At 68.6% G+C, this 26,384-nt stretch carries 28 protein-coding genes; 9 read left to right on the plus strand and 19 right to left on the minus strand.

Annotated elements, in window-relative coordinates; all coding sequences use genetic code 11:
- Positions 1–75: 75 nt before the first annotated feature.
- The 4 genes from ACIP5T_RS09480 to ACIP5T_RS09495 all read left to right on the plus strand — a co-directional run bounded on the left by ACIP5T_RS09480 (position 76) and on the right by ACIP5T_RS09495 (position 5,369).
- Positions 76–1,737, plus strand: a complete 1,662-nt coding sequence (locus ACIP5T_RS09480) for a glycoside hydrolase family 13 protein (RefSeq protein ID WP_400862602.1) — start codon at positions 76–78, stop codon at positions 1,735–1,737.
- A gap of 67 nt (positions 1,738–1,804) precedes the next feature.
- The gene (locus ACIP5T_RS09485) at positions 1,805–2,815 is read left to right on the plus strand and encodes a LacI family DNA-binding transcriptional regulator (RefSeq protein ID WP_400862603.1); all 1,011 of its coding nucleotides are present in this window, start codon (positions 1,805–1,807) and stop codon (positions 2,813–2,815) included.
- A 75-nt stretch (positions 2,816–2,890) separates the two neighbouring features.
- The gene (locus ACIP5T_RS09490) at positions 2,891–3,784 is read left to right on the plus strand and encodes a formylglycine-generating enzyme family protein (protein ID WP_400864688.1); all 894 of its coding nucleotides are present in this window, start codon (positions 2,891–2,893) and stop codon (positions 3,782–3,784) included.
- 85 nt (positions 3,785–3,869) lie between these two features.
- The gene (locus tag ACIP5T_RS09495; RefSeq protein ID WP_400862605.1) at positions 3,870–5,369 is read left to right on the plus strand and encodes an arylsulfatase; all 1,500 of its coding nucleotides are present in this window, start codon (positions 3,870–3,872) and stop codon (positions 5,367–5,369) included.
- Between the two features lie 9 nt (positions 5,370–5,378).
- On the opposite strand, the gene nhaA is transcribed toward ACIP5T_RS09495, so the two are convergent.
- From nhaA to ACIP5T_RS09510, 3 genes are all read right to left on the minus strand, one after another.
- On the minus strand, positions 5,379–6,659 hold the full coding sequence (gene nhaA, locus ACIP5T_RS09500; RefSeq protein ID WP_400862607.1) for a Na+/H+ antiporter NhaA: 1,281 nt from the start codon (positions 6,657–6,659) through the stop codon (positions 5,379–5,381).
- A gap of 64 nt (positions 6,660–6,723) precedes the next feature.
- Positions 6,724–6,897, minus strand: coding sequence for a hypothetical protein (locus tag ACIP5T_RS09505; protein ID WP_164481681.1), 174 nt, complete (start codon positions 6,895–6,897; stop codon positions 6,724–6,726).
- Between the two features lie 32 nt (positions 6,898–6,929).
- Positions 6,930–7,271, minus strand: a complete 342-nt coding sequence (locus tag ACIP5T_RS09510) for an ArsR/SmtB family transcription factor (protein ID WP_400862609.1) — start codon at positions 7,269–7,271, stop codon at positions 6,930–6,932.
- A gap of 81 nt (positions 7,272–7,352) precedes the next feature.
- Between ACIP5T_RS09510 and ACIP5T_RS09515 the strand changes: the two genes are divergently transcribed.
- Both ACIP5T_RS09515 and ACIP5T_RS09520 read left to right on the plus strand, forming a co-directional pair.
- Positions 7,353–8,690 (plus strand): FAD-dependent oxidoreductase, encoded by a 1,338-nt coding sequence (locus ACIP5T_RS09515; RefSeq protein WP_400862610.1) that lies wholly within the window; start codon positions 7,353–7,355, stop codon positions 8,688–8,690.
- A complete protein-coding gene (locus ACIP5T_RS09520) occupies positions 8,687–9,094 on the plus strand; it encodes an arsenate reductase ArsC (protein ID WP_400862612.1) in 408 nt (135 codons plus the stop codon). The genes ACIP5T_RS09515 and ACIP5T_RS09520 overlap by 4 nt, the downstream gene beginning before the upstream one ends.
- Positions 9,095–9,238: 144 nt before the next feature.
- On the opposite strand, the gene ACIP5T_RS09525 is transcribed toward ACIP5T_RS09520, so the two are convergent.
- From ACIP5T_RS09525 to fdxA, 3 genes are read right to left on the minus strand one after another with little or no spacing between them, the layout of a single operon-like run.
- Positions 9,239–9,868 carry a superoxide dismutase gene (locus tag ACIP5T_RS09525; protein ID WP_400862614.1) on the minus strand — a complete coding sequence of 210 codons (630 nt, stop codon included), beginning with the start codon at positions 9,866–9,868 and terminating at the stop codon, positions 9,239–9,241.
- An 11-nt stretch (positions 9,869–9,879) separates the two neighbouring features.
- Positions 9,880–10,404, minus strand: a complete 525-nt coding sequence (locus tag ACIP5T_RS09530; protein ID WP_400862616.1) for a flavin reductase family protein — start codon at positions 10,402–10,404, stop codon at positions 9,880–9,882.
- On the minus strand, positions 10,401–10,727 hold the full coding sequence (fdxA, locus tag ACIP5T_RS09535; protein WP_400862617.1) for a ferredoxin: 327 nt from the start codon (positions 10,725–10,727) through the stop codon (positions 10,401–10,403). Before fdxA ends, ACIP5T_RS09530 begins: the two co-directional genes overlap by 4 nt.
- Positions 10,728–10,808: 81 nt before the next feature.
- Between fdxA and soxR the strand changes: the two genes are divergently transcribed.
- On the plus strand, positions 10,809–11,288 hold the full coding sequence (soxR, locus tag ACIP5T_RS09540; protein ID WP_400862619.1) for a redox-sensitive transcriptional activator SoxR: 480 nt from the start codon (positions 10,809–10,811) through the stop codon (positions 11,286–11,288).
- A 19-nt stretch (positions 11,289–11,307) separates the two neighbouring features.
- Here the strand turns inward: soxR and ACIP5T_RS09545 are convergent, their stop codons facing one another.
- From ACIP5T_RS09545 to ACIP5T_RS09570, 6 genes are all read right to left on the minus strand, one after another.
- On the minus strand, positions 11,308–13,554 hold the full coding sequence (locus ACIP5T_RS09545; protein ID WP_400862621.1) for a glycoside hydrolase family 3 N-terminal domain-containing protein: 2,247 nt from the start codon (positions 13,552–13,554) through the stop codon (positions 11,308–11,310).
- Entirely contained in the window at positions 13,554–14,678 is a 1,125-nt protein-coding gene (locus tag ACIP5T_RS09550) for an ABC transporter permease (RefSeq protein ID WP_400862623.1), read from the minus strand. The genes ACIP5T_RS09545 and ACIP5T_RS09550 overlap by 1 nt, the downstream gene beginning before the upstream one ends.
- Position 14,679: 1 nt before the next feature.
- On the minus strand, positions 14,680–15,768 hold the full coding sequence (locus ACIP5T_RS09555; RefSeq protein ID WP_400862625.1) for an ABC transporter permease: 1,089 nt from the start codon (positions 15,766–15,768) through the stop codon (positions 14,680–14,682).
- Positions 15,765–16,571 (minus strand): ABC transporter ATP-binding protein, encoded by an 807-nt coding sequence (locus tag ACIP5T_RS09560; RefSeq protein ID WP_400862627.1) that lies wholly within the window; start codon positions 16,569–16,571, stop codon positions 15,765–15,767. Before ACIP5T_RS09560 ends, ACIP5T_RS09555 begins: the two co-directional genes overlap by 4 nt.
- Complete coding sequence (locus ACIP5T_RS09565) at positions 16,568–17,392, minus strand: ABC transporter ATP-binding protein (RefSeq protein WP_056310222.1); 825 nt, start codon at positions 17,390–17,392, stop codon at positions 16,568–16,570. Before ACIP5T_RS09565 ends, ACIP5T_RS09560 begins: the two co-directional genes overlap by 4 nt.
- A gap of 65 nt (positions 17,393–17,457) precedes the next feature.
- On the minus strand, positions 17,458–19,125 hold the full coding sequence (locus ACIP5T_RS09570) for an ABC transporter substrate-binding protein (RefSeq protein ID WP_400862629.1): 1,668 nt from the start codon (positions 19,123–19,125) through the stop codon (positions 17,458–17,460).
- A 167-nt stretch (positions 19,126–19,292) separates the two neighbouring features.
- On the opposite strand from ACIP5T_RS09570, the gene ACIP5T_RS09575 reads away from it, so the two are divergent.
- Both ACIP5T_RS09575 and ACIP5T_RS09580 read left to right on the plus strand, forming a co-directional pair.
- Positions 19,293–19,940: a TetR/AcrR family transcriptional regulator gene (locus tag ACIP5T_RS09575; protein WP_311259895.1), complete on the plus strand. Its 648-nt coding sequence runs from the start codon at positions 19,293–19,295 to the stop codon at positions 19,938–19,940.
- Positions 19,941–19,950: 10 nt separating this feature from the next.
- The gene (locus tag ACIP5T_RS09580; RefSeq protein WP_400862630.1) at positions 19,951–21,165 is read left to right on the plus strand and encodes an amidohydrolase; all 1,215 of its coding nucleotides are present in this window, start codon (positions 19,951–19,953) and stop codon (positions 21,163–21,165) included.
- A 24-nt stretch (positions 21,166–21,189) separates the two neighbouring features.
- Here ACIP5T_RS09580 and ACIP5T_RS09585 read toward each other — a convergent pair whose 3' ends face one another.
- The 7 genes from ACIP5T_RS09585 to ACIP5T_RS09615 all read right to left on the minus strand — a co-directional run bounded on the left by ACIP5T_RS09585 (position 21,190) and on the right by ACIP5T_RS09615 (position 26,371).
- Positions 21,190–21,408 (minus strand): hypothetical protein, encoded by a 219-nt coding sequence (locus ACIP5T_RS09585; RefSeq protein WP_400862632.1) that lies wholly within the window; start codon positions 21,406–21,408, stop codon positions 21,190–21,192.
- Positions 21,405–21,983, minus strand: a complete 579-nt coding sequence (locus ACIP5T_RS09590; RefSeq protein ID WP_400862634.1) for an ArsR family transcriptional regulator — start codon at positions 21,981–21,983, stop codon at positions 21,405–21,407. The genes ACIP5T_RS09585 and ACIP5T_RS09590 overlap by 4 nt, the downstream gene beginning before the upstream one ends.
- An 83-nt stretch (positions 21,984–22,066) precedes the next feature.
- Entirely contained in the window at positions 22,067–23,152 is a 1,086-nt protein-coding gene (moaA, locus tag ACIP5T_RS09595) for a GTP 3',8-cyclase MoaA (RefSeq protein ID WP_400862636.1), read from the minus strand.
- A 203-nt stretch (positions 23,153–23,355) separates the two neighbouring features.
- On the minus strand, positions 23,356–24,411 hold the full coding sequence (locus ACIP5T_RS09600; protein WP_400862637.1) for a sulfate/molybdate ABC transporter ATP-binding protein: 1,056 nt from the start codon (positions 24,409–24,411) through the stop codon (positions 23,356–23,358).
- On the minus strand, positions 24,408–25,196 hold the full coding sequence (modB, locus tag ACIP5T_RS09605) for a molybdate ABC transporter permease subunit (RefSeq protein WP_210096786.1): 789 nt from the start codon (positions 25,194–25,196) through the stop codon (positions 24,408–24,410). The genes ACIP5T_RS09600 and modB overlap by 4 nt, the downstream gene beginning before the upstream one ends.
- Positions 25,193–25,975, minus strand: a complete 783-nt coding sequence (gene modA, locus ACIP5T_RS09610) for a molybdate ABC transporter substrate-binding protein (RefSeq protein ID WP_400862639.1) — start codon at positions 25,973–25,975, stop codon at positions 25,193–25,195. The genes modB and modA overlap by 4 nt, the downstream gene beginning before the upstream one ends.
- 3 nt (positions 25,976–25,978) lie before the next feature.
- Positions 25,979–26,371 (minus strand): molybdopterin-binding protein, encoded by a 393-nt coding sequence (locus ACIP5T_RS09615; RefSeq protein WP_400862640.1) that lies wholly within the window; start codon positions 26,369–26,371, stop codon positions 25,979–25,981.
- Positions 26,372–26,384: the final 13 nt, after the last annotated feature.

Raw genomic sequence — 26,384 nt, forward strand, 5'->3', positions numbered from 1 at the left:
GTGAGATATTGCTTCCCCGAAACGATTCGATCGCAATGGTGGCAGACCTGCAAGCGTTTGCACTAATCTGTTGCCATGGCACAGCTTGAGCAGATCGCAGCCCCCGGTTCCGAGTGGTGGCGCAGCGCGGTCATCTACCAGATCTACCCCCGTTCGTTCGCCGACGCCTCTGGCGACGGCATCGGCGACCTGCCCGGCATCACCAGCCGGCTCGACTCGCTGGAGGAGCTCGGCGTCGATGCGATCTGGCTGAGCCCGTTCATGACGAGCCCGCAGCGCGACGCGGGGTACGACGTGGCCGACTACCGCGACGTCGATCCGCTGTTCGGCACGCTCGACGACTTCGACACGATGCTGAACGAGGCGCACGCCCGCGGCATCCGCGTGGTCGTCGACCTGGTCCCCAACCACTCCTCCGCGCAGCACGCCTGGTTCCAGGAGGCGCTGAAAGCGGCTCCTGGCAGCCCTGAGCGTGCGCGCTACATCTTCCGTGACGGCAAGGGCAAGAACGGCGAGCTGCCCCCGAACAACTGGGAGTCCGTCTTCGGCGGCGGGATGTGGGAGCGCATCACCGAGGCCGACGGCACGCCGGGCCAGTGGTACCTGCACATCTTCGACCCCACGCAGCCGGACTTCGACTGGAACAACGAAGAGGTGCGGGAGGAGTTCCGCTCGATCCTGCGCTTCTGGCTCGACCGCGGTGTCGACGGCTTCCGCGTCGACGTCGCCCACGGCATGATCAAGGCCGAAGGCCTGCCCGACTACACGCCGCCGGCCGACGCCGACTCGATGGGCGGCGGCGAGGCGAACGTGCCGTACTGGGGCCAGGACGGCGTGCACGACATCTACCGCGACTGGCACAAGGTGCTCGCCGAGTACGACGGCGACCGCGCGCTGTGCGGTGAGGCCTGGATGCCGACGCTGAAGCAGACCGCTCTGTGGGTGCGCCCCGACGAGATGCACCAGACGTTCAACTTCCCTTACCTGATGACCGAGTGGGACGCGAAGGCCCTCGGCGACGTCATCCGCGAGTCGCTCGACGCGTTCGGCGCCGTCGGCGCCCCCAGCACCTGGGTGCTGTCGAACCACGACGTGGTGCGCCACGCATCGCGCCTCGCCCTCACCGACGACAACCCGCAGGGCGAGGGCATCGGCCCGAACACCCCGCACAAGCCCGACACCGCCATCGGGCTCGCCCGTGCTCGCGCGGCGACGACCGTGATGCTCGCTCTCCCCGGGTCGGCATACCTGTACCAGGGCGAGGAGCTCGGCCTTCCCGAGGCCATGGAGATCCCTGACGCGTTCCGTCAGGACCCGACGTGGTTCCGCACGAACGGCGAGCGGTACGGCCGTGACGGAGGCCGCGTGCCGCTGCCCTGGGAGGCGGATGCTCCGGCATTCGGCTTCAACGAGACCGGCGCATCGTGGCTGCCGCAGCCGGCCGACTGGTCCTCCTACTCGCGCGACGTGGAAGAGGTGGACCCGGGCTCGACGCTCGCGCTCTACAAGCGCCTGCTCGCCGGACGTCGTGAGTACGGCTTCGGCAGCGGATCGCTGGTCTGGGAGGACGCGGGAGCGGATGCCGTCGCGTTCCGCCGCGGCGACGTGCACGTGCTCGCGAACCTGGGCACCGAACCTGTGCCGCTGCCGGCCGACGCGTTCGTGATCCTGCAGAGCCAGCCGTTCGACGGTGGCGCCGTGCCGGTGGACACGGCCGTCTGGTACACCACGGCGTAAGCCGAACACGGTGGGGCCGCGGCATCTGTGAGGATGCCGCGGCCCCATCGGCTCAGAGAGGAATCCCATGGCGAGCATCGATGAGGTCGCCCGGCTCGCCGGCGTCTCGACCGCGACCGTCTCCCGCGCCTTGAGCGGTCGAGGTCATGTGTCGGAGTCCGCACGCCTGCGCGTGCAGGAGGCGGCATCGGCGCTCGGCTACGTCGTGTCGTCGCGGGCCTCGAGCCTGGCATCCGGCCGCACCCGCAACATCGGCGTGGTCGTGCCCTTTCTCGACCGCTGGTTCTTCAGCACGGTGCTGTCAGGGGTGTCCTCCGCCCTGATGCGCGAGGGCTACGACATCACGCTCTACAACATCACGGCCGACAAGGACGTGCGCCGCCACGTGTTCGACACGTTCCTACGGCGGCAGCGGGTGGATGCCGTGATCGCGGTGTCGATCGAGCTCGACGACGACGAGACGCAGTATCTGCTCGACCTCGGCCTGCCGGTGATCGCGATCGGCGGCCCCAACCCGAAGCTCGACACCCTCACCGTCGATGACGTGGCCGTCGCCCAGCTCGCGACAGAGCACCTGATCGGGCTCGGTCACCACGACATCGCGCACATCGGCGCGAATCCCGAGTTCGACATCGACTTCCACATCCCGACGAACCGTCGTCTGGGCTTCGAGAAGGCGCTCGCGAAGGCAGGCATCCCGTTGAACCCCGCCTTCCTCGAACCCGCCGACTTCACGGTCGAGGGCGGCTACCGGGCGGCGAAGCAGCTGCTCGGCCGTCCGGGCCCGAGGCCCACCGCCGTGTTCGCCGCATCCGACGAGATGGCGATCGGTGCGATCCTCGCCGCCCGCGACCTCGGCTTCGCCGTGCCGGACGATCTCTCGATCGTGGGCATCGACGGTCACGAGCTCGGCGAGTTCTTCCGGCTCAGCACCGTCGACCAATTCCCGCTGGGCCAGGGCGAGCGTGCGGCGGACGCCGTGCTCGCCAAGCTCGCCGACGGCGACGCCGCCGGCATTCCAGCGGAGCTCCCCTACGAGCTGAACGTCCGCGGCACGACCGCGCGCCTGGTCGGCTAGCCCCACGCGGGCGAGCATCCTGCCCCGCGCGACGACCCGGACGCTACGCTGACGCGGGTGACGAACATTCGCGACATGGTGCTGATTCCCGCCGGAACGTTTCGGATGGGGTCCGAGGATTTCTATCCCGATGAGCGTCCGGTGCACGAGCGCGCGGTCGCGTCGTTCGAGATCGACCGCTACGAGGTGACCAACGCTCAGTACGCCGAGTTCGTCGATGCGACCGGCTATGTCACCGTGGCCGAACGGCCGCTCGACCCGACTGCGTTCCCCGACGCGGATCCGAAGGATCTCCTGCCGGGCTCCATGGTCTTCACACCGACCACCGGCCCGACGGACCTGCGCGACTGGCGCAACTGGTGGCGCTGGCAGGCGGGCGCCTCATGGCGGCATCCGTTCGGCCCCGACTCGTCGATCGACGATCGACTGCAGCATCCGGTCGTGCACATCGCCTTCGAAGATGCCGTCGCCTACGCCGACTGGGTCGGGATGCGGCTGCCCACCGAGGCCGAGCACGAGTACGCCGCCCGGGGCGGGGTCGACGGTGCGCCGTTCGCCTGGGGCGACGAGCCTTATCCCGGTGGCGAGGCGCAGGCCAACTCGTGGCTGGGTCGCTTCCCGTATGACAACCAGGGCGTCGGCGGCACGGCCCCGGTCGGGTCGTACGCCCCCAACGGCTACGGCCTGTATGACATGATCGCGAACGTCTGGGAGTGGACGAGCGACTTCTACACGCCGCGGCATCTGAAGCTGTCGGATAAGCCGGTGGATCCTGGCAAGCGCGCGAACCTGCTGGCCGCTGCGAGCGCACAGGAGGGGTTCCCCAGCATCCCGCGCCGTGTGCTGAAAGGCGGATCGCACCTGTGCTCCCCCGACTACTGCCTGCGCTTCCGCCCGGCCGCACGCTCGCCTCAGGCCGAGGACACCGGCATGTCGCACATCGGATTCCGCCTCACCCGCTCTGTGTGAGGCCCCCCTGGGCATCGGCCCGGGCCCCTGGTTGGCTGAGCGGCACGGGCGCCTGCCCGGCCTCACCGCCGACCGAGGAGCGATCATGTCCGACAAGCCCAACATCCTCATCATCTGGGGCGATGACATCGGCATCGCCAATCTGAGCACCTACACCGACGGCCTGATGGGCTATCGGACTCCGAACATCGACCGGATCGCCGCTGAGGGCGCGAAGTTCACCGATTACTACGGCGAGCAGAGCTGCACGGCCGGGCGCGCAGCCTTCATCACGGGCCAGAACCCGTACCGCACCGGTCTCACGAAGGTGGGGATGCCGGGGGCGAAGCTGGGTCTCCAGCCCGAGGATCCGACGATCGCCGACGCGCTCAAGCATCACGGCTATGCCACCGGGCAGTTCGGCAAGAACCACCTCGGCGACCGCGACGAGCACCTGCCGACCGCGCACGGCTTCGACGAGTTCTTCGGCAACCTCTATCACCTCAACGCCGAGGAGGAGCCGGAGCACCCGGACTACCCGACCGACGAGGAGTACCCGGGGTTCAGCGAGCGGTTCCGCCCTCGCGGTGTGATCCACTCGTGGGCGAACGACGACGGCACGCAGCGCATCGAAGACACCGGCCCCCTGACGAAGAAGCGCATGGAGACGGTCGACGAGGAATTCCGCGACGCGGCGGCAGACTTCATCCGTCAGCAGGCCGACGACGACACCCCGTTCTTCGTCTGGTTCAACTCGACGCACATGCATTTCCGCACTCACACGAAAGAGGAGAGCAAGGGGCGCGCCGGCCGCTGGCAGTCGGAGTATCACGACACGATGCTCGATCACGACGACGTGGTGGGCAGCCTGCTCGATCTGCTCGACGAGCTCGGCCTCGCAGAGAACACGATCGTCATGTACTCGACCGACAACGGCCCGCACATGAACAGCTGGCCGGATGCCGGCATGACGCCGTTCCGCAACGAGAAGAACTCGAACTGGGAGGGCGCCTATCGGGTGCCCGCGATGGTGCGCTGGCCGGGACACGTTCCGGCAGGCACGACGCTGAACGGCATCGTCAGTCACAACGACTGGTTCGTGACCTTGCTGGCCGCGGCCGGAGACACCGACATCGCCGATCGCCTGAAGTCGGGCACGGAGCTGCACGGCACCGACTTCACGGTCCATCTCGACGGCAACAACCAGCTCGACTACATCACCGGCGCTGTCGAACACAGCCCGAGGCGTCACTTCTTCTACGTCTCGGACGACGGCGACCTCACGGCGCTGCGCTTCGAGAACTGGAAGTTCGTCTTCCTCGAGCAGCGTGCCGTCGGAACCCTGCAGGTCTGGCAGGAGCCCTATATCGAGTTGCGGTTCCCGAAGCTCTTCAACCTGCGCACCGACCCCTTCGAGCGCGCCGACATCACGTCGAACACGTACTGGGACTGGGTGCTCGACCACATCTTCCTGTTCATCCCGGCGCAGGCCTACGTCGCGACCATGCTGCACAGCCTCGTCGAGTTCCCCGCTCGGCAGGAGTCGGCGTCGTTCACCATCACCCAGGTCATGGCGAAGCTGCAGTCGACGGTCGGCAGCTCCTGACCGGCATCCTCAGGCGTCGAGCAGCGATCGGCGGGCGAGCGCGTTGCGCCTCGCGAGCATCAGCCCGCCGATCACCGCGGCGATGAGCGAGCCGAGGAGCACGCCGATCTTGACGTGCTCGTCGGCGACCGAACTCGACCCGTAGGCGAGCTCGCCGACGAGCAGCGAGACGGTGAAGCCGATTCCCGCGAGGAACGCCATGCCGGTGAGGTCGGGCCAGCGCAGCGTCTCATCGAGGCGCAGAGCGGGCACACGGCTGAGCAGGAACGTGGTCGCGAGGATCCCGATCGGCTTGCCCAGCACGAGTCCGACGATGATGCCGATCGCGATCGGGTCGGTCAGCGCGGACGCGAGCCCCTCGAGTCCGCCGATCGTGACCCCGGCAGCGAAGAAGGCGAAGACCGGCACGGCGAACAGCGTCGCCACGACACCCCACCGGTCGGCGAAGTGCGGTGCGAGGCCGTCGTAGACCGGCTCGCCGTCGGCATCGGTCCCTCGACGCACGCGGGCGCGCTCGGTCGGGACGACCGGCACGACGAAGCCGAGCAGCACACCCGCGACGGTCGCATGGATGCCTGCGGCGTGGATGCAGACCCACACGGCGATCGCGAGAGGCAGCAGGATCCACCATGCCCGCACGCCCTTCTGCACGAGCAGGGCGAACCCGGCCAGGGGCAGCAGGGCGAGCGTCAGCCACGGGAGGCTGATCGTGTCGGTGTAGAAGGTCGCGATGATCGTGATGGCGATCAGGTCGTCGATGATCGCGAGTGTGAGGAGGAAGACACGCAGCGCGGGTGGGAGGAACTTTCCGACCACGGCGATCACCGCGACCGCGAACGCGATGTCCGTCGCTGTGGGGATGGCCCAGCCGCGCAGGGCGTCGCCGTCCCCGGCGTTGATCAGGGCGAAGATGACAGCCGGCACGATCACACCGCCGACAGCCGCGGCGATCGGCAGCGCGGCCTGGCGCGGATCGCGCAGGCGGCCGGTGACGAACTCCTCCTTCAGCTCGAGGCCGACGACGAAGAAGAAGATCGCCAGCAGACCGTCGGCCGCCCAGGCGCCGATGCTCAGATCGAGATGCAGCTCGGGGATGCCGAACGTGAAGTCGCGCACCGATTCGTACCACGACACCGCGGGGGTGTTGGCGAGGATCAGCGCGGCGACGGTGGCGGCGAGCAGGAGGGAGCCCCCGAGCACATCGCTGCGGGCGTTGTTGCGGATGCCGCGCCACAGCTCGTGCGGAGCCAGGCGGAGACGGGGACGGGTGCGGACGGGAGAAGTGGACACGAAGAGACCTCACGCGAGAGAAGGGGTGAACGGCGCGGAAGACCGCACCCCATCGAGGCGCGGTCTAGTCGCGTGGCGGCGGGCAGCCCGCGATCTCACCGTGCGAGAGGGTGCCCCAGACGCTGGTCCACCCGTTGGTCCCCGGATGCATGACGACGCGCATCGACTTCCTCATCGGGGTCGCCGAGCGCAGCTCATGCGGAGCGCGCGTCGAGCCGGCGATCGAGAGAAGGGCCATGGAACCAGCCTATCGGGGCGTGCCTGAGTGACTCAGACGCCCCGCAGCGCCTCTCCCGCCGCGTCGAGCGCGCCGTCGGCGAGGGAGAAATAGGCCCACTTGCCGCGCTGCTCGCGAGTGACGAGGCCGGCGTCGGCCAGCAGCTTCATGTGGTGCGAGACGGTGCCCTGCGACAGGCCGACCGGATCGGTGAGATCGCAGATGCAGGCCTCGCCGCCCTCGGCCGACGAGATGAGCGACAGCAGGCGGATGCGGGTCGGGTCGCCGAGCGCTTTGAACAGCCGGGCGATGCGCTCGGCCTCCGCGACGGGCAGAGCGGATGCCGATCGCGGCGTGCAGCAGGCGGTGTCTGCGATGGTGGCCGGAAGCATCATGCCGCCATCCTCTCACGTATTGACATTCTTCGATACGTGCCGGATGCTTCATATTGACGTTCATCGATTCGAGGAGACATGATGCCAGACCTTCCCGTCGTCGTCATCGGAGCAGGCCCGCAGGGTCTCGCCGCAGCGGCGCACCTGGTCGAACGCGGCGAAGACGTCGTGGTGGTCGAACGGGGGCGCGGGGCTGCGAGCGCCGTCTCGGAGTGGGGTCATGTGCGTCTGTTCTCGGCATGGTCGGAGTTAACCGACGCCGCCGCACGTCGCCTGCTCGAGCCGACGGGATGGAACGCTCCTGCTTCGGGATACCCCACTGGGGCGGAATGGGTGAGCGGCTACCTGGCACCGCTCGCGAATGCCCTGGGACACCGCGTGAAGTACTCGACGACCGTCACGGGCGTCGCACGCCAGGGGCGCGACAAGGTCGTCGACGCAGGGCGCAAGAGCCAGCCGTTCGTCGTGCACACCGTCGACGCCGACGGAATCGAGTCACGGATCCTCGCCCGGGCCGTCGTCGATGCGAGCGGCACGTGGAGCATGCCGAATCCCGCAGGCGCCGATGGCTTCCCCGCGGTCGGCGAGTCGGCGGCATCCGACCTCATCTCATACCGCATCCCGGACGATGTGTCAGAGCTCGCCGGTGAGCACGTCGTCGTCGTGGGAGCGGGGCACTCCGCCACGCACGCGGTGCTGCGCCTGAGTGAGCTGGCTCGCCGATCGACGGGGACCCGCGTGACCTGGCTGCTGCGCCGAGGGAGCGCCGTGAACGTCTTCGGCGGCGGCAGCGGAGACGAGCTGCCGGAGCGCGCCGCCTTGGGTTCTCGCGCCCGCAAGGTCATCGACGAGGGTGTGGTGGAGCTCGTGACAGGATTCCGCGTGGCTGAGTTCCGCCGCGGGGGCGACGGCATGACGATCGTGGCAGAGGACGGACGCGAGGTGGCGGATGTCGGGCGGGTGTTCGCGCTCACCGGATTCCGGCCGGACACCGGCATCCTGCGGGAGCTGCGCATCGATCTCGACCCCGCTCTCGAGGCGGTCGCCGGCATCGCCGCAGAGATCGACCCGAACATCCACTCGTGCGGATCGGTGTCGGCGACCGGCGCACGCGAGCTCGCCCAACCGGAGCTCGGGCTCTTCATCGTCGGCGCGAAGTCGTACGGCCGCGCGCCGACGTTCCTCGCACTGACGGGGTACGAGCAGGTGCGCAGCGTCGCCGCGCACCTGGCCGGAGATCACGAGGCCGCGGCACGAAAGGACCTCACCCTCCCGGACACCGGCGTGTGCGGCGGATCGGGTGACTTCGGTGAGGCGGATGCCGCACGCTGCTGTGCCGCACCGACCGTGCTGCAGATCGGCAGATCGCCGCTGACCGTCCTCGACCCCACGCGTTCGCTTACCCTGGAGACATCATGACCACCACCGCCAAGCCCTCCGTCCTGTTCGTCTGCGTGCACAACGCCGGGCGCTCGCAGATGGCCGCAGGCTTCCTGCGCGAGGTCTCGGGCGGCCGCATCGAGGTGCGCTCGGCCGGCTCCATGCCGGCCGACCAGATCAACCCGGTCGCGGTCGAGGCGATGAGCGAGCTCGGCATCGACATCACCGCCGAGCAGCCCAAGGTGCTCACGACCGAGGCGGTGCAGGCATCCGACGTCGTGATCACGATGGGATGCGGCGACGCCTGCCCGTTCTTCCCCGGCAAGCGCTACGAGGACTGGAAGCTCGACGACCCGGCCGGGCAGGGCATCGACGCCGTGCGACCGATCCGCGACGACATCCGACGCCGCATCGAGGCGCTCGCGGGCGAACTGCTGGCCTGACGCGGTATCCAGCTCCCTGTCGGGCGGAGCACGCCGCGACGGGCGGACGGATGCTGCGGCATCCTCCGCCGGACAGGGAGAAGTCCGCCCCACGCGGCGCACTGTCGACAGCGCCGCGTCGGACGGACTCCACTCAGAAAAGGGTCAGCGGGCGACGATGAGCCCGGCGGTCTTCTCCTGCACAGCCTGGAACCGGCGCTGCACGTCGGACCAGTTGACGAGCTCCCAGAACGCCTTGACGTAGTCGGCGCGCACGTTGAGGTAGTCGAGGTAGTAGGCGTGCTCCCAGACGTCGAGCTGCAGCAGCGGCGTCACGCCGAGCGGAGCGTTGCCCTGCTGGTCGAACAGCTGGAAGATGACCGGTCGCGCTCCGACGCTGTCCCAGGCGAGAACGGCCCAGCCCGAGCCCTGCACGCCGAGCGCGGTCGCGGTGAAGTGGGCGCGGAAGGCGTCGATCGAACCGAACGCATCGGTCAGCGCCGCCTCGAGCTCTCCCTCGGGGGTTCCGCCGCCGTCGGGCGACAGGTTCTCCCAGAACACCGAGTGGTTGATGTGTCCGCCGAGGTTGAACGCGAGGTCCTTCTCGAGCTTGTTCACGGCAGCGAAGTCACCGGACTCGCGTGCACCGGCCAGCTGCTCGAGCGCGGTGTTGGCGCCGGTGACGTACGCCTGGTGGTGCTTGGAGTGATGCAGCTCCATGATCTTGCCCGAGATGTGCGGGGCGAGCGCCGAGTAGTCGTACGGCAGCTCGGGGAGGGTGTACGGAGTGGTCATGCGTGTTCCTTTCAGTCGTTCTGGTCGGTAGGGAGTGAGTGGAATCGGCGGTCGAGGTAGACGAGCGGTCGGCCCGGCCGCCCGAGCAGCACCTCGTCGATCTCGGCGACCACGACGGTCGATGAGCCGACCGCGACCGTCGACATCGTGTGACCGCGCATCGCGGCGCGCGCCTCGGCGAGGTACGGCTCACCGGTCGGGAGGGTGCTCCACCCCTGTTCGGGGGTGAAGCGGTCGGCGCCGCTCACCGCGAAGCTCTGCGCCAGAGCCGAGTGCTCGTCGTCGATCAGGTGCACGACGAACGACTCGGCGTTGAGGATCGAGCCCGCGCTGCCGGTCGCCCTGGTGACCGAGAACACGATCGCGGCGGGGTCGACCGCGACGGACGCGACGCTGGATGCCGTGAGCCCGACCGGGCCGGCGGGAGTCATCGCGGTGATGATCGCGACGCCCGCCGGATGCGCGCGGAACGCGGCCTTGAGCCCTTCACCGACCTCGGAGGGGACCGGCGCTGCGGGATGCTGCTGGGTGCTCATTCGGGTGCCTCCTGGGGCGGAAGTGCGGCGATGATCGGGTGGTCGTGTTCGATGACGCCGAGTTTCGCCGCGCCGCCGGGCGAGCCGAGCTCGTCGAAGAACTCGACGTTGGCCTTGTAGTAGTCCTGCCATTCTTCCGGCAGGTCGTCTTCGTAGTAGATCGCCTCGACGGGGCACACCGGTTCGCACGCGCCGCAGTCGACGCATTCGTCCGGGTGGATGTACAGCGAGCGTTCGCCCTCATAGATGCAGTCAACAGGGCATTCGTCGATGCACGCACGGTCCTTGACATCGACGCAGGGCAGGGCGATCACATAGGTCATGGGGTGGCGGTCTCCGTTCGGGTCACGGTTGCAACCGTATGACCTCAAGTACACTTGAGGTCAAATCGAGGAGGACTGCGCATGAGCGACACCGATGCGGAGCAGGTCGTTCACGGACCTTACGAGCCGCTGACGATCGGAGAGATGAGCAGGCGCACCGGGGTCGCCCCGTCGGCCCTGCACTTCTACGAGAGCCTCGGGCTCATCGCCTCGACGCGCACCGCGGGCAATCAGCGCCGCTATGCCAGGCACATGCTGCGGCGGGTCTCGCTCATCACGGTGGCGAAGCGCCTCGGCATCCCCCTGTCGGACGTGCACGACGCGTTCGCCGACGTTCCGTTGACGCAGACGCCGAGCCACGAGGACTGGCAGCGTGCGTCGAGGCGCTGGAAGCGCGAGCTCGAGAAGCGCCGCGAGGGCATCGAACGGCTCGAGCGCGAGCTGACCGGATGCATCGGCTGCGGCTGCCTGTCGATGAAGGCGTGCGGCCTGCTCAACCCCGGTGACGCGCTCAGCAGCCAGGGCGCGGGCCCGCAGCGCCTCCGCGACGAGGACGCTTGAGCGCCCTCGTCTCAGATGATCAGGCGACGGTGAACGCGGCGCTCAGCAGCACCTCGTCACGGGAGCTCGGACCCACGAGCAGCTCGAACGCGCCGGATTCCACGCGACGGATGCCGGCGGCATCCACGATCGAGCACTCTGCGACCGGCAGGTCGAGGCGCACGCGCGCTGACTCCCCCGGCGCCAGGTCGACCTGGCGATAGGTCTTGAGCTCCTTGTCGGCCCAGCTCACGCTCGTCACGGAGTCGCGCACGTAGACCTGCACGGTCTCGCGCACCGGACGCGCACCGGTGTTCGTGACCGTCACCTCGGCGACGATCGTGTCGTCGAGACCGAGCCGGTCGGTGTCGAGCGACAGCTCGCCATACGAGACCGTCGAGTACGACAGCCCCTCGCCGAACGCCCAGGCCGGGGACTGCGTGAGGTCGGCGTAGCGATCGCCGTGCTGTCCGCGGATCTGGTTGTAGTACGTCGGCTGCTGCCCGACGTGGCGGGCGAACGAGATCGGCAGTCGCCCTGACGGCTCGACGGAACCCGAGATGATCTCGGCGAGCGCGCGGCCGCCCTGCATGCCCGGGTTCGCGGCCCAGATGACGGCGGCGGCCTGCGAGGCCGATGCCGGCAGCACGAGCGGCTTCGAGGCGAGCAGCACGACGACGACCGGCTTGCCCGTCGCGATCAGCGCGTCGAGCAGCGCGTTCTGCCCGCCGATCAGCTCGAGGGTCGCGGTCGATCGCCCTTCGCCGACGAGCTCGATGCGGTCTCCGACCACGGCGACGACGACATCGGATGCCGCAGCCACGGCCACGGCCTCGGCGATCATCGTCTCGTCGGGGGCGCTCGGCACGACGACCGAGGGCCGGGGCTGTCCGTCGGGGAACTTCGCGCCGCGAGGGTCGTCTTCGAGCGTGAGTATCTCGGCGCCGCGAGCGTGCGTCACCGACCACCCGGCGACACCCGACAGGCCGTCGAGCACGGTCGTGATCATCTCGCGCGGCTGCCCGTCGAGCCATCCGGCCTGACCGGAGCCGCCGGCCCAGTCGCCGAGCTGCGTCTGGGCGTCGTCGGCGAGGGGACCGACCACCGCGACCTTCAGCGCTGCGGACGCGTCGAGCGGCAGCACACCGTCGTTCTCGAGAAGCACGATCGAGCGGCGCGCGGTCTCGAGGTTGAGCTCCGCGTGCGCGGCGCTGCCGACCACGGCATCCAGCTCGTCCTGCGGCAGCCGCGGGTCTTCGAACAGCCCCAGCTCGAACTTCAGGGTCAGGATGCGTGCCACGGCGTCGTCGAAGGCGTCCTCCGCGAGCAGCCCGTTCGACACCGCCTCGAGCGCGCCCTCGAAGAAGCCCGGTGTGTTCATGACCATGTCGTTGCCGGCGCTCACCGCGGCGGCGGACGCGTGCGCGTAGTCGGGCTGCACGTGCTGTTCCCACACCATGCGGCCGACGTTGTCCCAGTCGGTGATGAGCGTGCCGGTGTAGCCCCACTCCCCACGAAGCACGTCGCTGAGCAGCCAGTCGTTGACCGTGATCGGCACCCCGTCGGTGGTCTGGTAGCCGAGCATGAATGTGCGGCACCCCTCGCGGGCGACGCGCTCGAAGGGCGGCAGGAACCACGACCGCAGCTTGCGGCGCGAGATGTCGGCCTCGCTCGCGTCACGCCCGCCCTGCGTCTCGGAGTACCCCGCGAAGTGCTTGGCCGTGGCGAGGATCGCGGTCGGGTCGTCGAGGCCGTCGCCCTGGTAGCCGCGCACCATGGCCGAGGCGAGCTCGCCGATCAGGAACGGGTCTTCGCCGAACGTCTCGTCGATGCGGCCCCAGCGCAGGTCGCGCGCGATGCACAGCACGGGTGAGAACGTCCAGTGGATGCCGGTCGCCGCGACCTCGATCGCAGTCGCCCGCGCGACCTTCTCGACGAGCTCGGCGTCCCAGGTCGCCGCCATGCCGAGCTGGGTCGGGTAGATGGTCGCACCGGGCCAGAACGAGTGACCGTGGATGCAGTCCTCGGCGACGAGCAGTGGGATGCGCAATCGGGTCTGGGAGGTCAGCTCGTTCGCGCGGATGATCCGCTCGGGCGAGGTGTGCAGGATCGAGCCGACGTGCTTTCCCAGGACATGGTCGTCGAGGTCGTCGCGGGCGTCGAGCTGCAGCATCTGCCCGACCTTCTCCTCGACCGTCATGCGGTCGAGGAGGTCGGCGACGCGCGCCGCGATCGGCAGCTCGGGGTCGAGATAGGGCAGGGATTCGGTCAGGGTCTGAGAGGTCATCACTCGGCGTTCTGTGTCTTCGTATCGGTCTTCGTATGGGTCGTCGTCGCTGTCGCCGCGCTCTGCACGGTACCCGAGTCGGTTGTCGGCACGCTGCGCACCGCCGTCACCGGGTCGTTCACGTCGAGGCCCTTCTTCTTCATCGCGCGGGCGCGCTCACCCGCCGACCGCAACCTCGGGTTGACGTACTCGTCGATGCCGAAGTTGATGAGCGACAGGGCGACGCCGATGATCGCGATGCAGAGTCCTGCGGGCACGTACCACCACCACAGCCGAGGGAACGCGCCGTTCTGCTGCGCCCAGAACAGGATCGTGCCCCAGTTGAGGTTGCTCACCGGGATCACGCCGATGAAGGCGAGGGTCGTGAGTCCGAGGATGGCCGCGGTGACGGTGCCGACGAAGCTCGACGCGATCAGCGCCATGAGGTTCGGCAGCATCTCGACGGTGATGATGCGGTGCAGAGGTTCGCCGTTGGCACGCGCGGCCTGGATGAAGTCGCGGTTGCGCAGCGACATGGTCTGCGCGCGCAGCACACGCGCACCCCAGGCCCATCCCGTGAGGCCCAGCACGGCGGCGATCACGATGAGCGGCGGGTTCTCGAACTGCGAGGCCACGATGATGATCAGCGGGATGCCGGGGATCACCAGGAAGACGTTCGTCAGCGCCGACAGCGACTCGCTCTTCCAGCCGCGCACGTAGCCGGCGATCACGCCGATCGTGATGGCGATGATCGTCGCGATGATGGCCGAGAGGAACCCGACCACGACGACGCCGCGCGTGCCGAAGATGAGCTGGCTGAGCACGTCCTCGCCCATGTGGGTGGTGCCGAGCCAGTGGTCGAACGAGGGCGGCTGGCGGAGAGCCGTGCGGTCCTTCTGCGTGGCCCCGTAGGGCGCGAGCAGCGGGGCGAAGATCGCGATCAGCACGAACACCCCGAGGATGATCAGGCCGGCGATCGACTTGGGGTTGCGGAACATCGCGAACGAGTGCGCGAGCTGCGACCAGAACGTCTTGCGCGGCGGCGAGACGTCCTCGGTGGTGCGGAACGTCGCGGTCTCCGGCATCCCCGTGGGGATCGCGCTGCCGTCGGGTGCCGTGGTGTCGGTCGAGGTGGGAACGCTCATGTCAGGCCTCCGTCTGGCGCGTGCGCGGGTCGAGGTATGCGTAGACGATGTCGGCGAGGATGTTCGCGACCAGCACCGACAGCGTGATCACCAGGAACACACCCTGCATCAGGGCGAAGTCCTTCGCATTGGTGGCATCGAGCAGCAGCTTGCCGACACCCGGGTAGCTGAAGACCATCTCCATGACGATGGTGCCGCCGACGATGAACCCGATCGAGAGCGCGAAGCTCTGGATCTGCGGCAGCACCGCGTTGCGCGCCGCGTACGCCCACAGCACCCTCTTGTTCGGCATGCCCTTGGCCTGGGCGACCGTGATGTAGTCCTCGTCGAGCACCGTGAGCATCATGTTGCGCATGCCCAGCATCCATCCGCCGAGCGACGCGATGATGATCGTGACCGCCGGCAGCGTGCCGTGCATGATCACCTGACCGATGAAGTCGAGGCTCCACTCCGGCGACTGTCCCTTGTCGTACGCGTGCGACGACGGGAACCACTTGAGGGTCGACGAGAAGATCGCGATCGCGATGAGACCCAGCCAGAAGTAGGGGATCGTGTTGAAGAACGTCGTGATCGGGATGAGTGCGTCGAGTCTGCTGCCACGACGCCAACCGACGATCGCGCCGCCGACGGTGCCGAGCGCGAACGAGATGATCGTCGCGAGTCCGACAAGACCGAGCGTCCACGGCAGAGCGGATGCCAGCACCTCGCCCACCGGCCGCAGACCGTGCAGGGTCGAGATGCCGAGATCGCCGCGGAAGAGCATCGCCCAGTAGTCGATGTACTGCTGCCACATCGACTTGTCGGTGTCGATGCCGAGCAGCACGCGCAGCGAGTCCGCCGCCTCCGGGCTGATGTTGCGGTTGCGCGCGAGGTACGAGCTGACCGCATCGCCCTTCATGAACCGCGGCAGGAAGAAGTTGATCGTGATGGCCGCCCACAGGGTGAACAGGTAGAAGCCTGCCCGCCCGGCGAAGAAGCGCCAGGGCACGAGAGCTCGGCCCTTCTGCGTCGCCGTCGCCGTGGTGCCGACCTCGAGCGCGTCGCGCTGCTCGTCATCGACGAGCGGGAGCTGAGGGGATGCGGTGGTCACTGTGCACCTCCGTGCGAGGCTGCCGACGCGAAGTGCTTGTCGGGGTCGGGAGACGCTGCGCGCAGCTCGCGCGTGTAGGGGTCCTGCGGGTTGAGGATGACGTCGTCGGCGTCGCCGTACTCGACGACCCGACCCTGGTTGAGCACCATGATCTTGTCGCTGAAGTGCCGCGCGGTCGCGAGGTCGTGGGTGATGTAGAGCACTCCGAGGCCCTCTTCGCGCTGCAGATCGGCCAGCAGGTTCAGCACCCCGAGGCGGATGGATACGTCGAGCATCGACACGGGCTCGTCGGCGACGAGCAGCGAAGGGCGCGATGCGAGAGCGCGGGCGATGGCGACGCGCTGCCGCTGCCCGCCGGAGAGCTCGTGCGGACGACGGTCGATCACGGCATCGGCGTCGAGGCGCACGCGCTCGAGCAGTCGTCGCACCTCAGCCTCGGTCTCGTTCTTGGGCACCACGTCGTCGAGCCGGATCGGCCGCTCCAGGTGGTACCTGATCGAGTGGTACGGATTGAGCGAGGCGAACGGATCCTGGAACACCATCCGCAGCTGCTGACGGTACTTCCGCAGCCCCTTGCCGCGCCGAGGGATGGGCTTGCCGTCGAGGCGCACCTCTCCGGTCGTCGGCGTCTCGAGCTGGGTGAGGATCTTCGCGATGGTCGACTTGCCGCTGCCCGACTGTCCGACGAGACCGATGGTCTGGCCGGAGTTCAGGGTGAAGCTGACGCTGTCGAGCGCCTTGAGCTGACCGGCTCCTCTGACGTTGTAGACCTTGGTGACATCGGCGAACTCGAGAGTGGTCATCGGGTTAGCACTCCTCTCGCGCCGGTGAGACGGGGGAAAGACGACAGCAGCGTCTTCGTGTAGTCGTTCTGCGGGTTCGTCCAGATCTGCTCGGCGGAGGCGAGCTCGACGATCTCGCCCTCGCGCATGATCGCGATGCGGTCGCTGATCTCGAGCAGCAGCGGCAGATCGTGGGTGATGAAGATGACCGAGAAGCCGAACTCGTGACGCAGCTGCGAGATCTGCTTGAGGATCTCGCGCTGCACCAACACGTCGAGGGCCGTGGTCGGCTCGTCCATGACCATCAGCTGCGGGCGCAGAGCCAGCGCCATCGCGATCATGACGCGCTGGCGCATGCCGCCGGACAGCTCGTGCGGGAACGAACGCGTGCGCTGACGGCCGACCTTGACGATCTCGAGCAGTTCCTCGGCCTCGGCCCTGCGCTGCCTGCGGGTCATGTCAGGGCGGTGGATCTCGAAGACGTCCTCGAGCTGCGAGCCGATCGTTGCCACGGGGTTGAGGGCGTTCATCGCACCCTGGAACACCATCGAGACCTTGTCCCAGCGGAACTTCTGCATCGCATCGACGTCGAGTGCGTTGATGTCGACGTCCACGCCGGATGCATCGTGGAACGTCACACTGCCGCCCGCGATCACGGCGGGGGCACGCAGCAGACGCTGCACCCCGTAGGCGAGGGTGGTCTTGCCGCATCCGCTCTCTCCTGCGAGACCGAGGATCTCTCCGCGCTGCAGTTCGAGCGTCACGTTCTTCACCGCCTCGACGGGCGGATCGACGTCGTACACGACGGAGAAGTCGCGCACGCTGAGCAGGGGTTCTGACATGAGGGGTCCTTCGTCGGTCGGTGGGGTGGGCGGATGCCGTGGCATCCGCCCACCCCCGGGACTGCTTACTCGGCCGGCTTCAGCTTCGTGAGGATCTGCACGATGTTCTGCTGAGTCGGGTCTCCCGAGGCATACGGGTCCTCCTCCGAAGGCCACCCGACGTAGTTGCGGGTGTTGTACTCGCCGAGCAGCGGGTGCGCGCCCAGCGGGATCGCCGGGACCTGCTCGACGAAGATCTGCTCGAGCGTCGTGATCGCCGCGGTGCGCTCGTCATCGGACGACGCGTTGGCGTAGGTGTTCAGCGCCTCGGTCGCCACGGGGTCTTCGAAGCGTCCGAAGTTGAATCCGGCGACGCCCTCTGGCGAGATCCAGCGCGGGTCCATGGTCGACGTGTAGAGGCCGTAGGCCGTGCCGCTGTCTTCGAGCCAGTGGATGATCGCCGAGAACGAGCCGTCGTCGCGGGGTCCTGCCCAACCGCCCCAGTCGGGCATGTCGATCTTGACCTCGGCGCCGATGGCCTCGGTGACGTCTTCGGCGATGAGCTCCTGCGCGGTGTTCCAGTCGCTCCAGCCCGAGGGCACCGAGAGCGTGAACGAGACGGGCGTGCCGTCGGGGTCGATCAGCGCGTCGTCCTTCCAGGTGTACCCGGCTCCTTCGAGCAGGTCGCGGGCCTTCTCCGCGTCGACCGAGTACTCCTCGCCCTGGAACTCGGGCTGGATCTCGTCTTCGAGGATCGACGAGAGTCCGGTGACCGACCAGACCGGCTCGCTCGCCCCTTCGCGTGCGATGTCGACGTACGCGTCGCGATCGATGACCCAGGCGAGCGCCTGGCGGAACGCCACATCGTCGAACGGCTTCTGCTGCAGGTTCATGAACAGCGTCGCGGAGCCGGTGGTCGGCGCCACGAAGAACTTGTTGTGCTCGGGGTCGGCGTCGAGGAACTGCTCCTTGATCTGCGGGATGAACGCCTGCGCCCAGTCGGCCTCGCCCTGAGCGAGCGCGGTGGTCAGAGCGGTGTTGTCGCCGTACGAGACGTAGTGCAGCTCGGGCACCGCGAGGTCGCCGCCCCAGTAGTCGTCGCGGGCCTCGAGGGTGACCGACTCGGTCGACCAGTTCGAGAGCGCGTAGGGGCCGGTGCCGACCAGGTCGTCGCCCTTGACGGGGTCGGTGGCCGGCTCGTCGAGGTGCTCCCAGATGTGCTTCGGAACGATCGGCACGTGGAGCACGCGGGCCTGGTTCACGTACTTCGACTCGCCGAAGGTCAGGGTGACCGCGTCGCCGTCGACGGTCGCGCCCTCGAACTTGAGACCGGCGGTGTCGAGCGCGGGGGTGGAGACGAGCTCGTAGGTGAAGACGATGTCGTCGGCGGTGAAGGGCTCGCCGTCGCTCCAGGTGACGTCCTTGCGGGGCACGACGGTGACGGCCGTGTAGTCGTCGTTCCACTCGATGCTCTCGGCGAGCCAGGGGGTGACCTCGCGGTCACCGGTCTGGTTCACGAGGCCGAGGGTCTCGAAGATGACCTTGCCGTAGCCGTACTTCGAGGCCGACGAGTCGCCGACATAGGGGTTGTTCGACTCGGTGGTGATCGCACCGTCGGGCTTGGCGATCGTCAGGGCCGCACCGCCGGCTCCGCTGTCTGCGTCGTTCGATCCGCCGGCGGCGCAGCCGGCGAGGGCCGAAACGCTGAGGGCGGAGATCGCCGCGACAGCGATCAGGGACTTTCTGAGCTTCATTGCTTCTCCTTGGGCACGGGTCGTTGTGCTGTGTGGCTGCCGGATGCTCGGGCATCCGGCGAACTTTGCTTACTGGCGAGAAAGTAAGCTGGTGCGAGGTTACTCGTTGGTAAGTAGAGTTGGCAAGTACGATCCAGTGCAGGATTCCGTGCAGAAGAGGATGGACCATGTCGAAGGATGCTGTCGCCCACACGTCCGTCCGGCCTGCCACCCGCGAGAAGCGGGAGCAGATCCTCAAAGCCGCCGTCGAGATCTTCGGCAACAAGGGCTCGACCAACGGCACTCTCGCCGATGTCGCCGAGCAGGTGGGCATCACCCATGCCGGCGTGCTGCACCACTTCGGCTCGAAGCAGAAGCTGTTGCTCGAGGTGCTCGCGTACCGCGACCAGGCCGATGTCGCGGAGCTCGCCGAGAAGCACATCCCCGGGGGGCCGGAGCTCTTCCTGCACCTCGTGCGCACCGCGGTCGCGAACGAACGGCGCCCCGGCATCGTGCAGGCGTACACCGTCCTGTCGTCGGAGTCCGTGACCGACAACCACCCGGGTCGCGACTACTTCGAGGACCGCTACACGACCCTCCGACGCGAGGTCACCGACGCCTTCCATCTGCTGTGCGCACAGGAGGGTGTGACGGAACCGGACACCGTGGCCACCGCCGCGGCCAGCATCCTCGCCGTGATGGACGGACTGCAGCTGCAGTGGCTGCTGCACCGCGACGTCTTCGACCTGGGCGAGGCGAGCGAGTTCGCGATCCGCTCGATCGTCAACGGCGTGCTGCACCCCGGACCGGCACTGGAGTCGTACCGCCACGACTAGGCTCGGGGCCATGACGATCGACCTCGAAGCGCTCTACACAGACCTGCACCAGCACCCTGAACTGTCGTTCCAGGAGACGCGCACCGCCGGCATCGCCGCCGGTCACCTGCGGGATCTCGGCCTCGAGGTGCACGAGGGCATCGGCGTCACCGGCGTCGTCGGCATTCTGCGCAACGGCGACGGACCGGTCGTCTGGGCACGCGCCGACATGGACGGGCTGCCCGTCGGTGAAGAGACCGGCCTCGCCTATGCCAGCACCGCGACCGGCATCGACCCCGCAGGCAACACCGTGCCCGTCATGCACGCCTGCGGTCACGACATGCACGTCACCGCGATGATCGGGGCCGTCGAGAAGCTGGTCGCCGAGAAAGCGGACTGGTCGGGAACCGTGGTCGTGCTGATCCAGCCGGCCGAGGAGTACGGCGCGGGATCCCGCGCGATGCTCGACGCCGGCCTGCGCGATCTCGTGCCGCACCCCGATGTCGTGCTCGGTCAGCACGTCACTCCCCTGCCCGCCGGCACGATCGGCGTGCGCCCCGGCACGCAGATGGCCGCATCCGACGGCCTGACCGTCACCCTTCACGGCCGCGGCGGGCACGGCTCGCGGCCGCACTCGACCATCGACCCCGTCGTGATGGCTGCAGCGACCGTCATGCGCCTGCAGACCATCACCTCGCGCGAGGTCGACCCCCGAGACGTCGCCGTCGTGACGGTCGGGTCGATCCACGCGGGGCTCAAGAACAACATCATCCCTGCCGAGGCGAAGCTCGAACTCAGCCTGCGCTACCCGAACGACGAGATGCGCGACAAGGTGCTCGCGAGCGTCGAGCGCATCGTGCGTGCCGAGGCCGCGGCATCGGGCGCGGAGCGCGAACCCGAGATCCGCACCGACCACACGCTGCCCCCGACGATCAACGACGCGGATGCCACGGCACGCGTGACGTCGGCGCTGCAGCGCGCGCTGGGCGAGGCCTCGGTCATCGACCCCGGCATGTTCACCGGCAGTGAAGACGTCTCGTGGTTCGCCCGCGACACGGGGGCTCCTCTGGTGTTCTGGTTCTGGGGCGGGATCGATGCCGCGAAGTTCGCTGCCTCGGCGGCGGCCGGGACCCTGGACAAGGACATCCCGACCAACCACTCGCCGTTCTTCGCACCGGAGATCCACCCGACGATCGAGGTCGGCGTCACCGCGCTGTCGGCCGCCGCGCGCGAGTTCCTCGACTGAGGCGCGTCCGCGCGAAGCGGTCGGTCAGCGTCGGTACGGCGGGAGCGTATCCGCGAGCCGCGCAGCCAGAGCCTGGTCGGGATCATCGTCTCGAAGCGTCACCGCTGACGCGACATGCCTCCGGGCACGCTCGATGAGCAGTTCGGCGTGCTCGACATTCGCCGCGACCTGCTCGAGGTGCTTCTTCTCCAGAAGAGCGTCGATGGCGAGTCGACCCGTCTCCCACCTGAGTAATCGATTCACGGAGCCTCCGACTCACTCTCGACCCGCAGCCTCACGAGCGGTCGATCCTTGACCGTGCGGAGGAAGGGCTCGTCTGCGTTCTGCCAACGCTCGGCGCTGACCACCCGCATGTTGACCTCTCGACCGAGCTGCGCCTCTGCTGCCGATGCTGCTTCTTGGATCTCGACCCGATCGGGACTGCCCACGACCAGAACGTCGATGTCTTGGGGGTCGGCGCCGGCCTCTCCACTCATGCGCGCAGCCCAAGAACCATAGACGTAAGCATCCTCGACCCCACCGACATCGGCGAGGACCTCCGGAAGCACCACGCGGGGGCCATAGGCATACTCGATGATCTCTCGAACGGGGCGATAGAGCGGATGCTCGCGGTTCGCTCGGATGTAGCGATTCCGACCCGACCTGCGCTGGGTCAGGAACTCCGCCGTAACGAGCCGTTCGATCTCGCGATGCACAGTGGGCATCGATCCCCCGACGTCGGCCGCGATCTCCGTCACGGTGCGCTCTCGATCGGGCGCGAGCAGAAGGAGCGCGAGAAGGTGTCCTTGAAGATCAGATCGCAGCAGAGGCGAGATCACCGGCACAGTTGCTTTCACATTTTGTACTAAAACAAACATTTTTTGAAAACATAAGTGCGGGTTCACCGCATCCGAACTCTGCCTCAGCCGCCGATGGCGTTCATGCCGCGGGCGGGCTGCAGGAATGAGGGGTCGTTGATCGCGTGCCCCGGCAGCTTGCCGTGCACGCACGAGCGCAGCATGGCGCCGATCGCCGCTGCCCGCTGGGCGGGATCGGACGCCGCGGGTCCGCGGAGCGAGTCGATCAGGTCGTACTCGGCGTTCGAGAAGAGGCAGTTGCGCAGCTGCCCGTCGGCGGTCAGGCGCAGTCGGTCGCACGCGCCGCAGAAGGGGGCGGTGACCGAGGCGATGACACCGACCTCGTGCGGTCCGCCGTCGATGCGCCATTTCTCGGCCGGCGCGCCGCCGCGACCGGGAACGGGCTCGAGGCTCCACCGCGCACTGAGCTTCTCGAGGATCTCCTCGCGCGTGACCATCGACGCGCGGTCCCAGGTGTGCCCGGCGTCGAGCGGCATCTGCTCGATGAAGCGCAGCTGCGCACCGACCTCCATCGCGAACGCGACCAGATCGGGCAGCTCGTCGTCGTTCACGCCGCGCATGGCGACCGTGTTGAGCTTGAGCGGGCGCAGTTCGGATGCCGCGGCTGCCGCGATGCCCTCGAACACGTCGTCGATGCGATCACGACGCGTGAGGTCGGCGAAGCGCTGACGATCGACCGTGTCGATGCTGATGTTCAGACGCGTGAGGCCGGCGTCGATCAGCGCAGGCAGGTGTTTCGCGAGCGTGATGCCGTTCGTCGTCATCGCGACCTCGACCGGCCCGTCATCTCCCTCGATCGCCGAGACACGGCGCACCACGTCGATGATGTCGGCGCGCAGCAGCGGCTCGCCGCCGGTGAGGCGGAAGGTGCGGATGCCGAGCGAGGCGGCGACCTGGGCGACCTCGACGATCTCGTCGGTCGACAGGATGCTGGTGCGCGCGAGCCATTCGTTGCCCTGCTCGGGCATGCAGTAGGTGCAGCGCAGCGAGCAGCGGTCGGTCAGCGAGATGCGCAGGTCGCGGTGCACGCGACCATGCGTGTCGACGAGTCCCTGCGATGCCGGCGCGGCGGCATCGAGCACCGCGGCGCTCGGCGCCCGCATCCCAATCACGACCGGCACAGCCGTCATCGCTCGATCCCTCTCCCCGACATGTTCCGAGACTACCCGCGTGCCCGGCGCACAGGCCCGTGCAGGCAGGACGACCGGCATATTGCCAGGTCTCCCCAGCGCGCGCCGCTCGCCTAGGCCACCTGGCCGGAGATTCCGCGACGGGCTGAGTGGGCGACAGCATCCGTCCAGCCATCCGGGATTTCTTCAGCCGTCGGGCGAGCTCAGAGCACCGAGACGAACCGCACCAGTGCCGGGTCGACCCGCAGCCGAATCCGATCGCCGACCGCGACCCCTCCGGCAGCATCCAGCGACAGGTCGACCGCCCCAGCATCGGTGTGCACGCGCACGCCCCCCAGCGTGGGCTCGATCCGCGTCACCACAGCGGGCCACGACACTGCGTCCGCCTCGGCGACCCGCACATCGCCCGGCCGGAACACTGCGGCGAGCGCAGCGCCATCCGTCGCTGCGAGAGCACGCGACGCCGGATCGTCACTGGTCAGCAGCACCTCGCCGCTGCGCCACCCTCCCCCACTCGCGACCCCGACGAGGCGGTTCAGCCCGGCGATAGACGCGACGAAACCGGATGCGGGTGCGGCGAGCACCTCTCGCACCGGCCCCTCCTGCGTCACGCGACCGGCCTCGACGACGATCAGACGGTCGGCGAGCGCGACCGCGTCCGCCGCATCATGTGTGACCGCGACGGTGGTGGTCGAGACGAGCTGGTCGCGCAGCATCCGCCTGATGTCACCGGCCGTCTCGGGGTCGAGGGCGACGAGCGGCTCGTCGAGCAGCACGACGCGAGGGGATGCGGCGAGCGCACGCGCGACCGCGACGCGCTGCTGCTCTCCTCCGGACAGCTCGTGCGGCATCCGCTCTCCGGCGCCGGGGAGCCCGACCCGCGCGAGCCAGTCGTCGGCACCTGCTCGTGCAGCACGAGCATCGATTCCCGCCGCACGCGGCCCGAATGCCACGTTCTCGCGCGCCGACAGATGGGGGAACAGCCGGGGCTTCTGCCCCAGCAGCACGACCCCGCGGCGCATCGGCTCGGTCTGCACCCTGGGCTTCGCGACCCGGTCGACGACCCGACCCTCCACGACGATCTCGCCCCCACCCAGCGGCTCGAGTCCGGCGAGCGCTTGCAGCAGGGTCGATTTGCCCGCACCGCTCGGCCCCATCACGGCGACCGTCTCGCCCGGTTCCACCTGCAGTGAGACGTCGACCGTGAAGTGCTCCCGCGGCACGACCACATGAGCGTGCAGGCCACCGACGGCGCTCATCGGGCAGCCCCCGGACGCCAACCGCGCACGAGCAGCAGCACGAGGATCGCGGTGGCGAGCAGCAACAGCGCGAGAGCGACCGCGGCCCCCTGGGTCACCCCGGCGCCGTTGAAGGCGGTGTAGATCGCGAGCGGCATGGTCTGCGTGACGCCGGGTCGGTTGCCCGCGAAGAGCGCCGTGGCACCGAACTCCCCGATCGCCCGCGCGAAGCACAGCACCACGCCGGCCACGATTCCGGGAGCCGCCAGCGGCAGGGTGATGCGGCGCAGGATCGTCCAGCGGCCGGCGCCGAGCGCGGCGGCGGTGCGCTCGTACTCGACCCCCGAGGTGCGCACGGCACCCTCGACGGCCAGCACCAGGAACGGCAGCGCCACGAACGTCTGCGCGAGGATGACCGCCGGCGTGCTGAACGAGAGTCCGAGCCCTCCGAACCACCCCGCCCGGCCGAACAGGTAGAGCAGGGCGACACCGCCGACCATGGGCGGCAGCACGAGCGGCACCGTGACCGCCGCACGCAGCACCGCGGCGAGGCGCGGCCCCGAACGAGCGATGGTCAACGCCAGCGGAACGCCGATCACGATGCACAGCAGTGTGGCGATGAGACCGGTGCCCAGCGACAGCAGCAGCGCCGAGCGCGCGGCCTCCGACGTCACGTCGGCGATGAAGGTCGACCACTCCACGCGCGCGACGAGAGCCGCGAGCGGGAGGATGAGGAACGCGAGACCGATCAGGGCAGGGATGGCCAGGGCACGCGGCGCGTATCCGCGCGCTCCGGCCGCACTCACGGCGCTCCGAACCCGAAGTCGGCCAGGATGCGCTGCCCCTCATCCGAGAGCACGAAGGCGACGAACGCGTCGGCGGCCGCCGAGTTCGGGGCCTCGGACAGCGTCGCGATCGGATAGTGGTTGACGACCTTCTCGGCACCGTCGGGCACGATCGCCTCGACGTCGTCGCGACCGACGACGTCGGTCGCATACAGGAGTCCGGCGTCGGCCTCGCCGGCTGCGACCTTGGTGAGCACCGCGGTCACGTTCTGCTCGAGGCTGGCGGCCTCGACCGTGACGCCCGCGTTCGAGAGCAGCGTGGCGGATGCGGCACCGCACGGCACCTCGGGGGCGCACAGCACCGTGGTGACGTCGGCCAGGTCGGCGACGGTCTCGACGCCGCCCGGATTGCCGGTCGGCACCGCGATCACCAGAGTGTTCGACGCGAACAGCGTCGGGTCGACCGCGGCATCCTCGAGCTTGTCCATGTTCGCCTCGTCGGCGGAGGCGAAGACGTCGGCCGGGGCGCCTTCGAGGAGCTGCGTGACCAGCGTCGAGGACCCGTCGTACACCCCGCTGAAGTCGACGTCCGGGTTCGCGTCGGTGAACGCCGCGCCGATCTCTTCGAAGGCGCCGGAGAGCGAGGCGGCCGCGTAGACCGTGAGTTCACCGCTCACGGTGCCCCCAGTGGCGTCCGTCGCGGTCGGCGTCGGCGCCTCGGTACCGGCGGCGCACCCCGTGAGGGCGAGCGCTGCGGCAGTCAGGACGACGGACACGGCGCGGCGGAGAGTGCGGCTCATGGGTCAGCCCTTCGGCACTTCGACGACGACGTTGGTGGCCTTCACGGAAGCGGTGGCGAGCGAGCCCACCTCGAGGTTCAGCTCGCGGGCGGCCTCGGCCGACATGAGCGAGACGACGCGGTGGGGTCCGGACTGCAGGTCGACCTGCGCCATGACTCCGTCGATCTGCACACGGGTCACGATGCCGACGAAGCGGTTGCGGGCACTCGAGAGCGCATGGTTCGACTCCTGCGCCTCCTCGGCGAGCTCGACGGCGCGTGCGGCGAGAGCATCTCCGGGGATCTCGGCCGGGACGGCGTCGGTCGTCGGCAGCAGGCCCTGATCGATCCAGCGCCGCACGGTGTCGTCGCTCACCCCGAGCAACTGGGCGGCGCGGGAGATCCGAAAGGTCTGCATAGGTGAACGTTAC

The organism is Microbacterium sp. NPDC088619, from assembly GCF_044752825.1.
Classification (GTDB): domain Bacteria; phylum Actinomycetota; class Actinomycetes; order Actinomycetales; family Microbacteriaceae; genus Microbacterium.

What these genes read in the sequence shown, in the direction of transcription:
- ACIP5T_RS09480 (WP_400862602.1), top strand. Translation starts at nt 76, where the DNA reads ATGGCACAGCTTGAGCAGATCGCAGCCCCCGGTTCCGAGTGGTGGCGC.
- ACIP5T_RS09485 (WP_400862603.1), top strand. Translation starts at nt 1,805, where the DNA reads ATGGCGAGCATCGATGAGGTCGCCCGGCTCGCCGGCGTCTCGACCGCG.
- ACIP5T_RS09490 (WP_400864688.1), top strand. Translation starts at nt 2,891, where the DNA reads ATGGTGCTGATTCCCGCCGGAACGTTTCGGATGGGGTCCGAGGATTTC.
- ACIP5T_RS09495 (WP_400862605.1), top strand. Translation starts at nt 3,870, where the DNA reads ATGTCCGACAAGCCCAACATCCTCATCATCTGGGGCGATGACATCGGC.
- ACIP5T_RS09505 (WP_164481681.1), bottom strand. Translation starts at nt 6,897, where the DNA reads ATGGCCCTTCTCTCGATCGCCGGCTCGACGCGCGCTCCGCATGAGCTG.
- ACIP5T_RS09510 (WP_400862609.1), bottom strand. Translation starts at nt 7,271, where the DNA reads ATGATGCTTCCGGCCACCATCGCAGACACCGCCTGCTGCACGCCGCGA.
- ACIP5T_RS09515 (WP_400862610.1), top strand. Translation starts at nt 7,353, where the DNA reads ATGCCAGACCTTCCCGTCGTCGTCATCGGAGCAGGCCCGCAGGGTCTC.
- ACIP5T_RS09520 (WP_400862612.1), top strand. Translation starts at nt 8,687, where the DNA reads ATGACCACCACCGCCAAGCCCTCCGTCCTGTTCGTCTGCGTGCACAAC.
- ACIP5T_RS09525 (WP_400862614.1), bottom strand. Translation starts at nt 9,868, where the DNA reads ATGACCACTCCGTACACCCTCCCCGAGCTGCCGTACGACTACTCGGCG.
- ACIP5T_RS09530 (WP_400862616.1), bottom strand. Translation starts at nt 10,404, where the DNA reads ATGAGCACCCAGCAGCATCCCGCAGCGCCGGTCCCCTCCGAGGTCGGT.
- fdxA (WP_400862617.1), bottom strand. Translation starts at nt 10,727, where the DNA reads ATGACCTATGTGATCGCCCTGCCCTGCGTCGATGTCAAGGACCGTGCG.
- soxR (WP_400862619.1), top strand. Translation starts at nt 10,809, where the DNA reads ATGAGCGACACCGATGCGGAGCAGGTCGTTCACGGACCTTACGAGCCG.
- ACIP5T_RS09545 (WP_400862621.1), bottom strand. Translation starts at nt 13,554, where the DNA reads ATGACCTCTCAGACCCTGACCGAATCCCTGCCCTATCTCGACCCCGAG.
- ACIP5T_RS09550 (WP_400862623.1), bottom strand. Translation starts at nt 14,678, where the DNA reads ATGAGCGTTCCCACCTCGACCGACACCACGGCACCCGACGGCAGCGCG.
- ACIP5T_RS09560 (WP_400862627.1), bottom strand. Translation starts at nt 16,571, where the DNA reads ATGACCACTCTCGAGTTCGCCGATGTCACCAAGGTCTACAACGTCAGA.
- ACIP5T_RS09565 (WP_056310222.1), bottom strand. Translation starts at nt 17,392, where the DNA reads ATGTCAGAACCCCTGCTCAGCGTGCGCGACTTCTCCGTCGTGTACGAC.
- ACIP5T_RS09570 (WP_400862629.1), bottom strand. Translation starts at nt 19,125, where the DNA reads ATGAAGCTCAGAAAGTCCCTGATCGCTGTCGCGGCGATCTCCGCCCTC.
- ACIP5T_RS09575 (WP_311259895.1), top strand. Translation starts at nt 19,293, where the DNA reads ATGTCGAAGGATGCTGTCGCCCACACGTCCGTCCGGCCTGCCACCCGC.
- ACIP5T_RS09580 (WP_400862630.1), top strand. Translation starts at nt 19,951, where the DNA reads ATGACGATCGACCTCGAAGCGCTCTACACAGACCTGCACCAGCACCCT.
- moaA (WP_400862636.1), bottom strand. Translation starts at nt 23,152, where the DNA reads ATGACGGCTGTGCCGGTCGTGATTGGGATGCGGGCGCCGAGCGCCGCG.
- ACIP5T_RS09600 (WP_400862637.1), bottom strand. Translation starts at nt 24,411, where the DNA reads ATGAGCGCCGTCGGTGGCCTGCACGCTCATGTGGTCGTGCCGCGGGAG.
- modA (WP_400862639.1), bottom strand. Translation starts at nt 25,975, where the DNA reads ATGAGCCGCACTCTCCGCCGCGCCGTGTCCGTCGTCCTGACTGCCGCA.
- ACIP5T_RS09615 (WP_400862640.1), bottom strand. Translation starts at nt 26,371, where the DNA reads ATGCAGACCTTTCGGATCTCCCGCGCCGCCCAGTTGCTCGGGGTGAGC.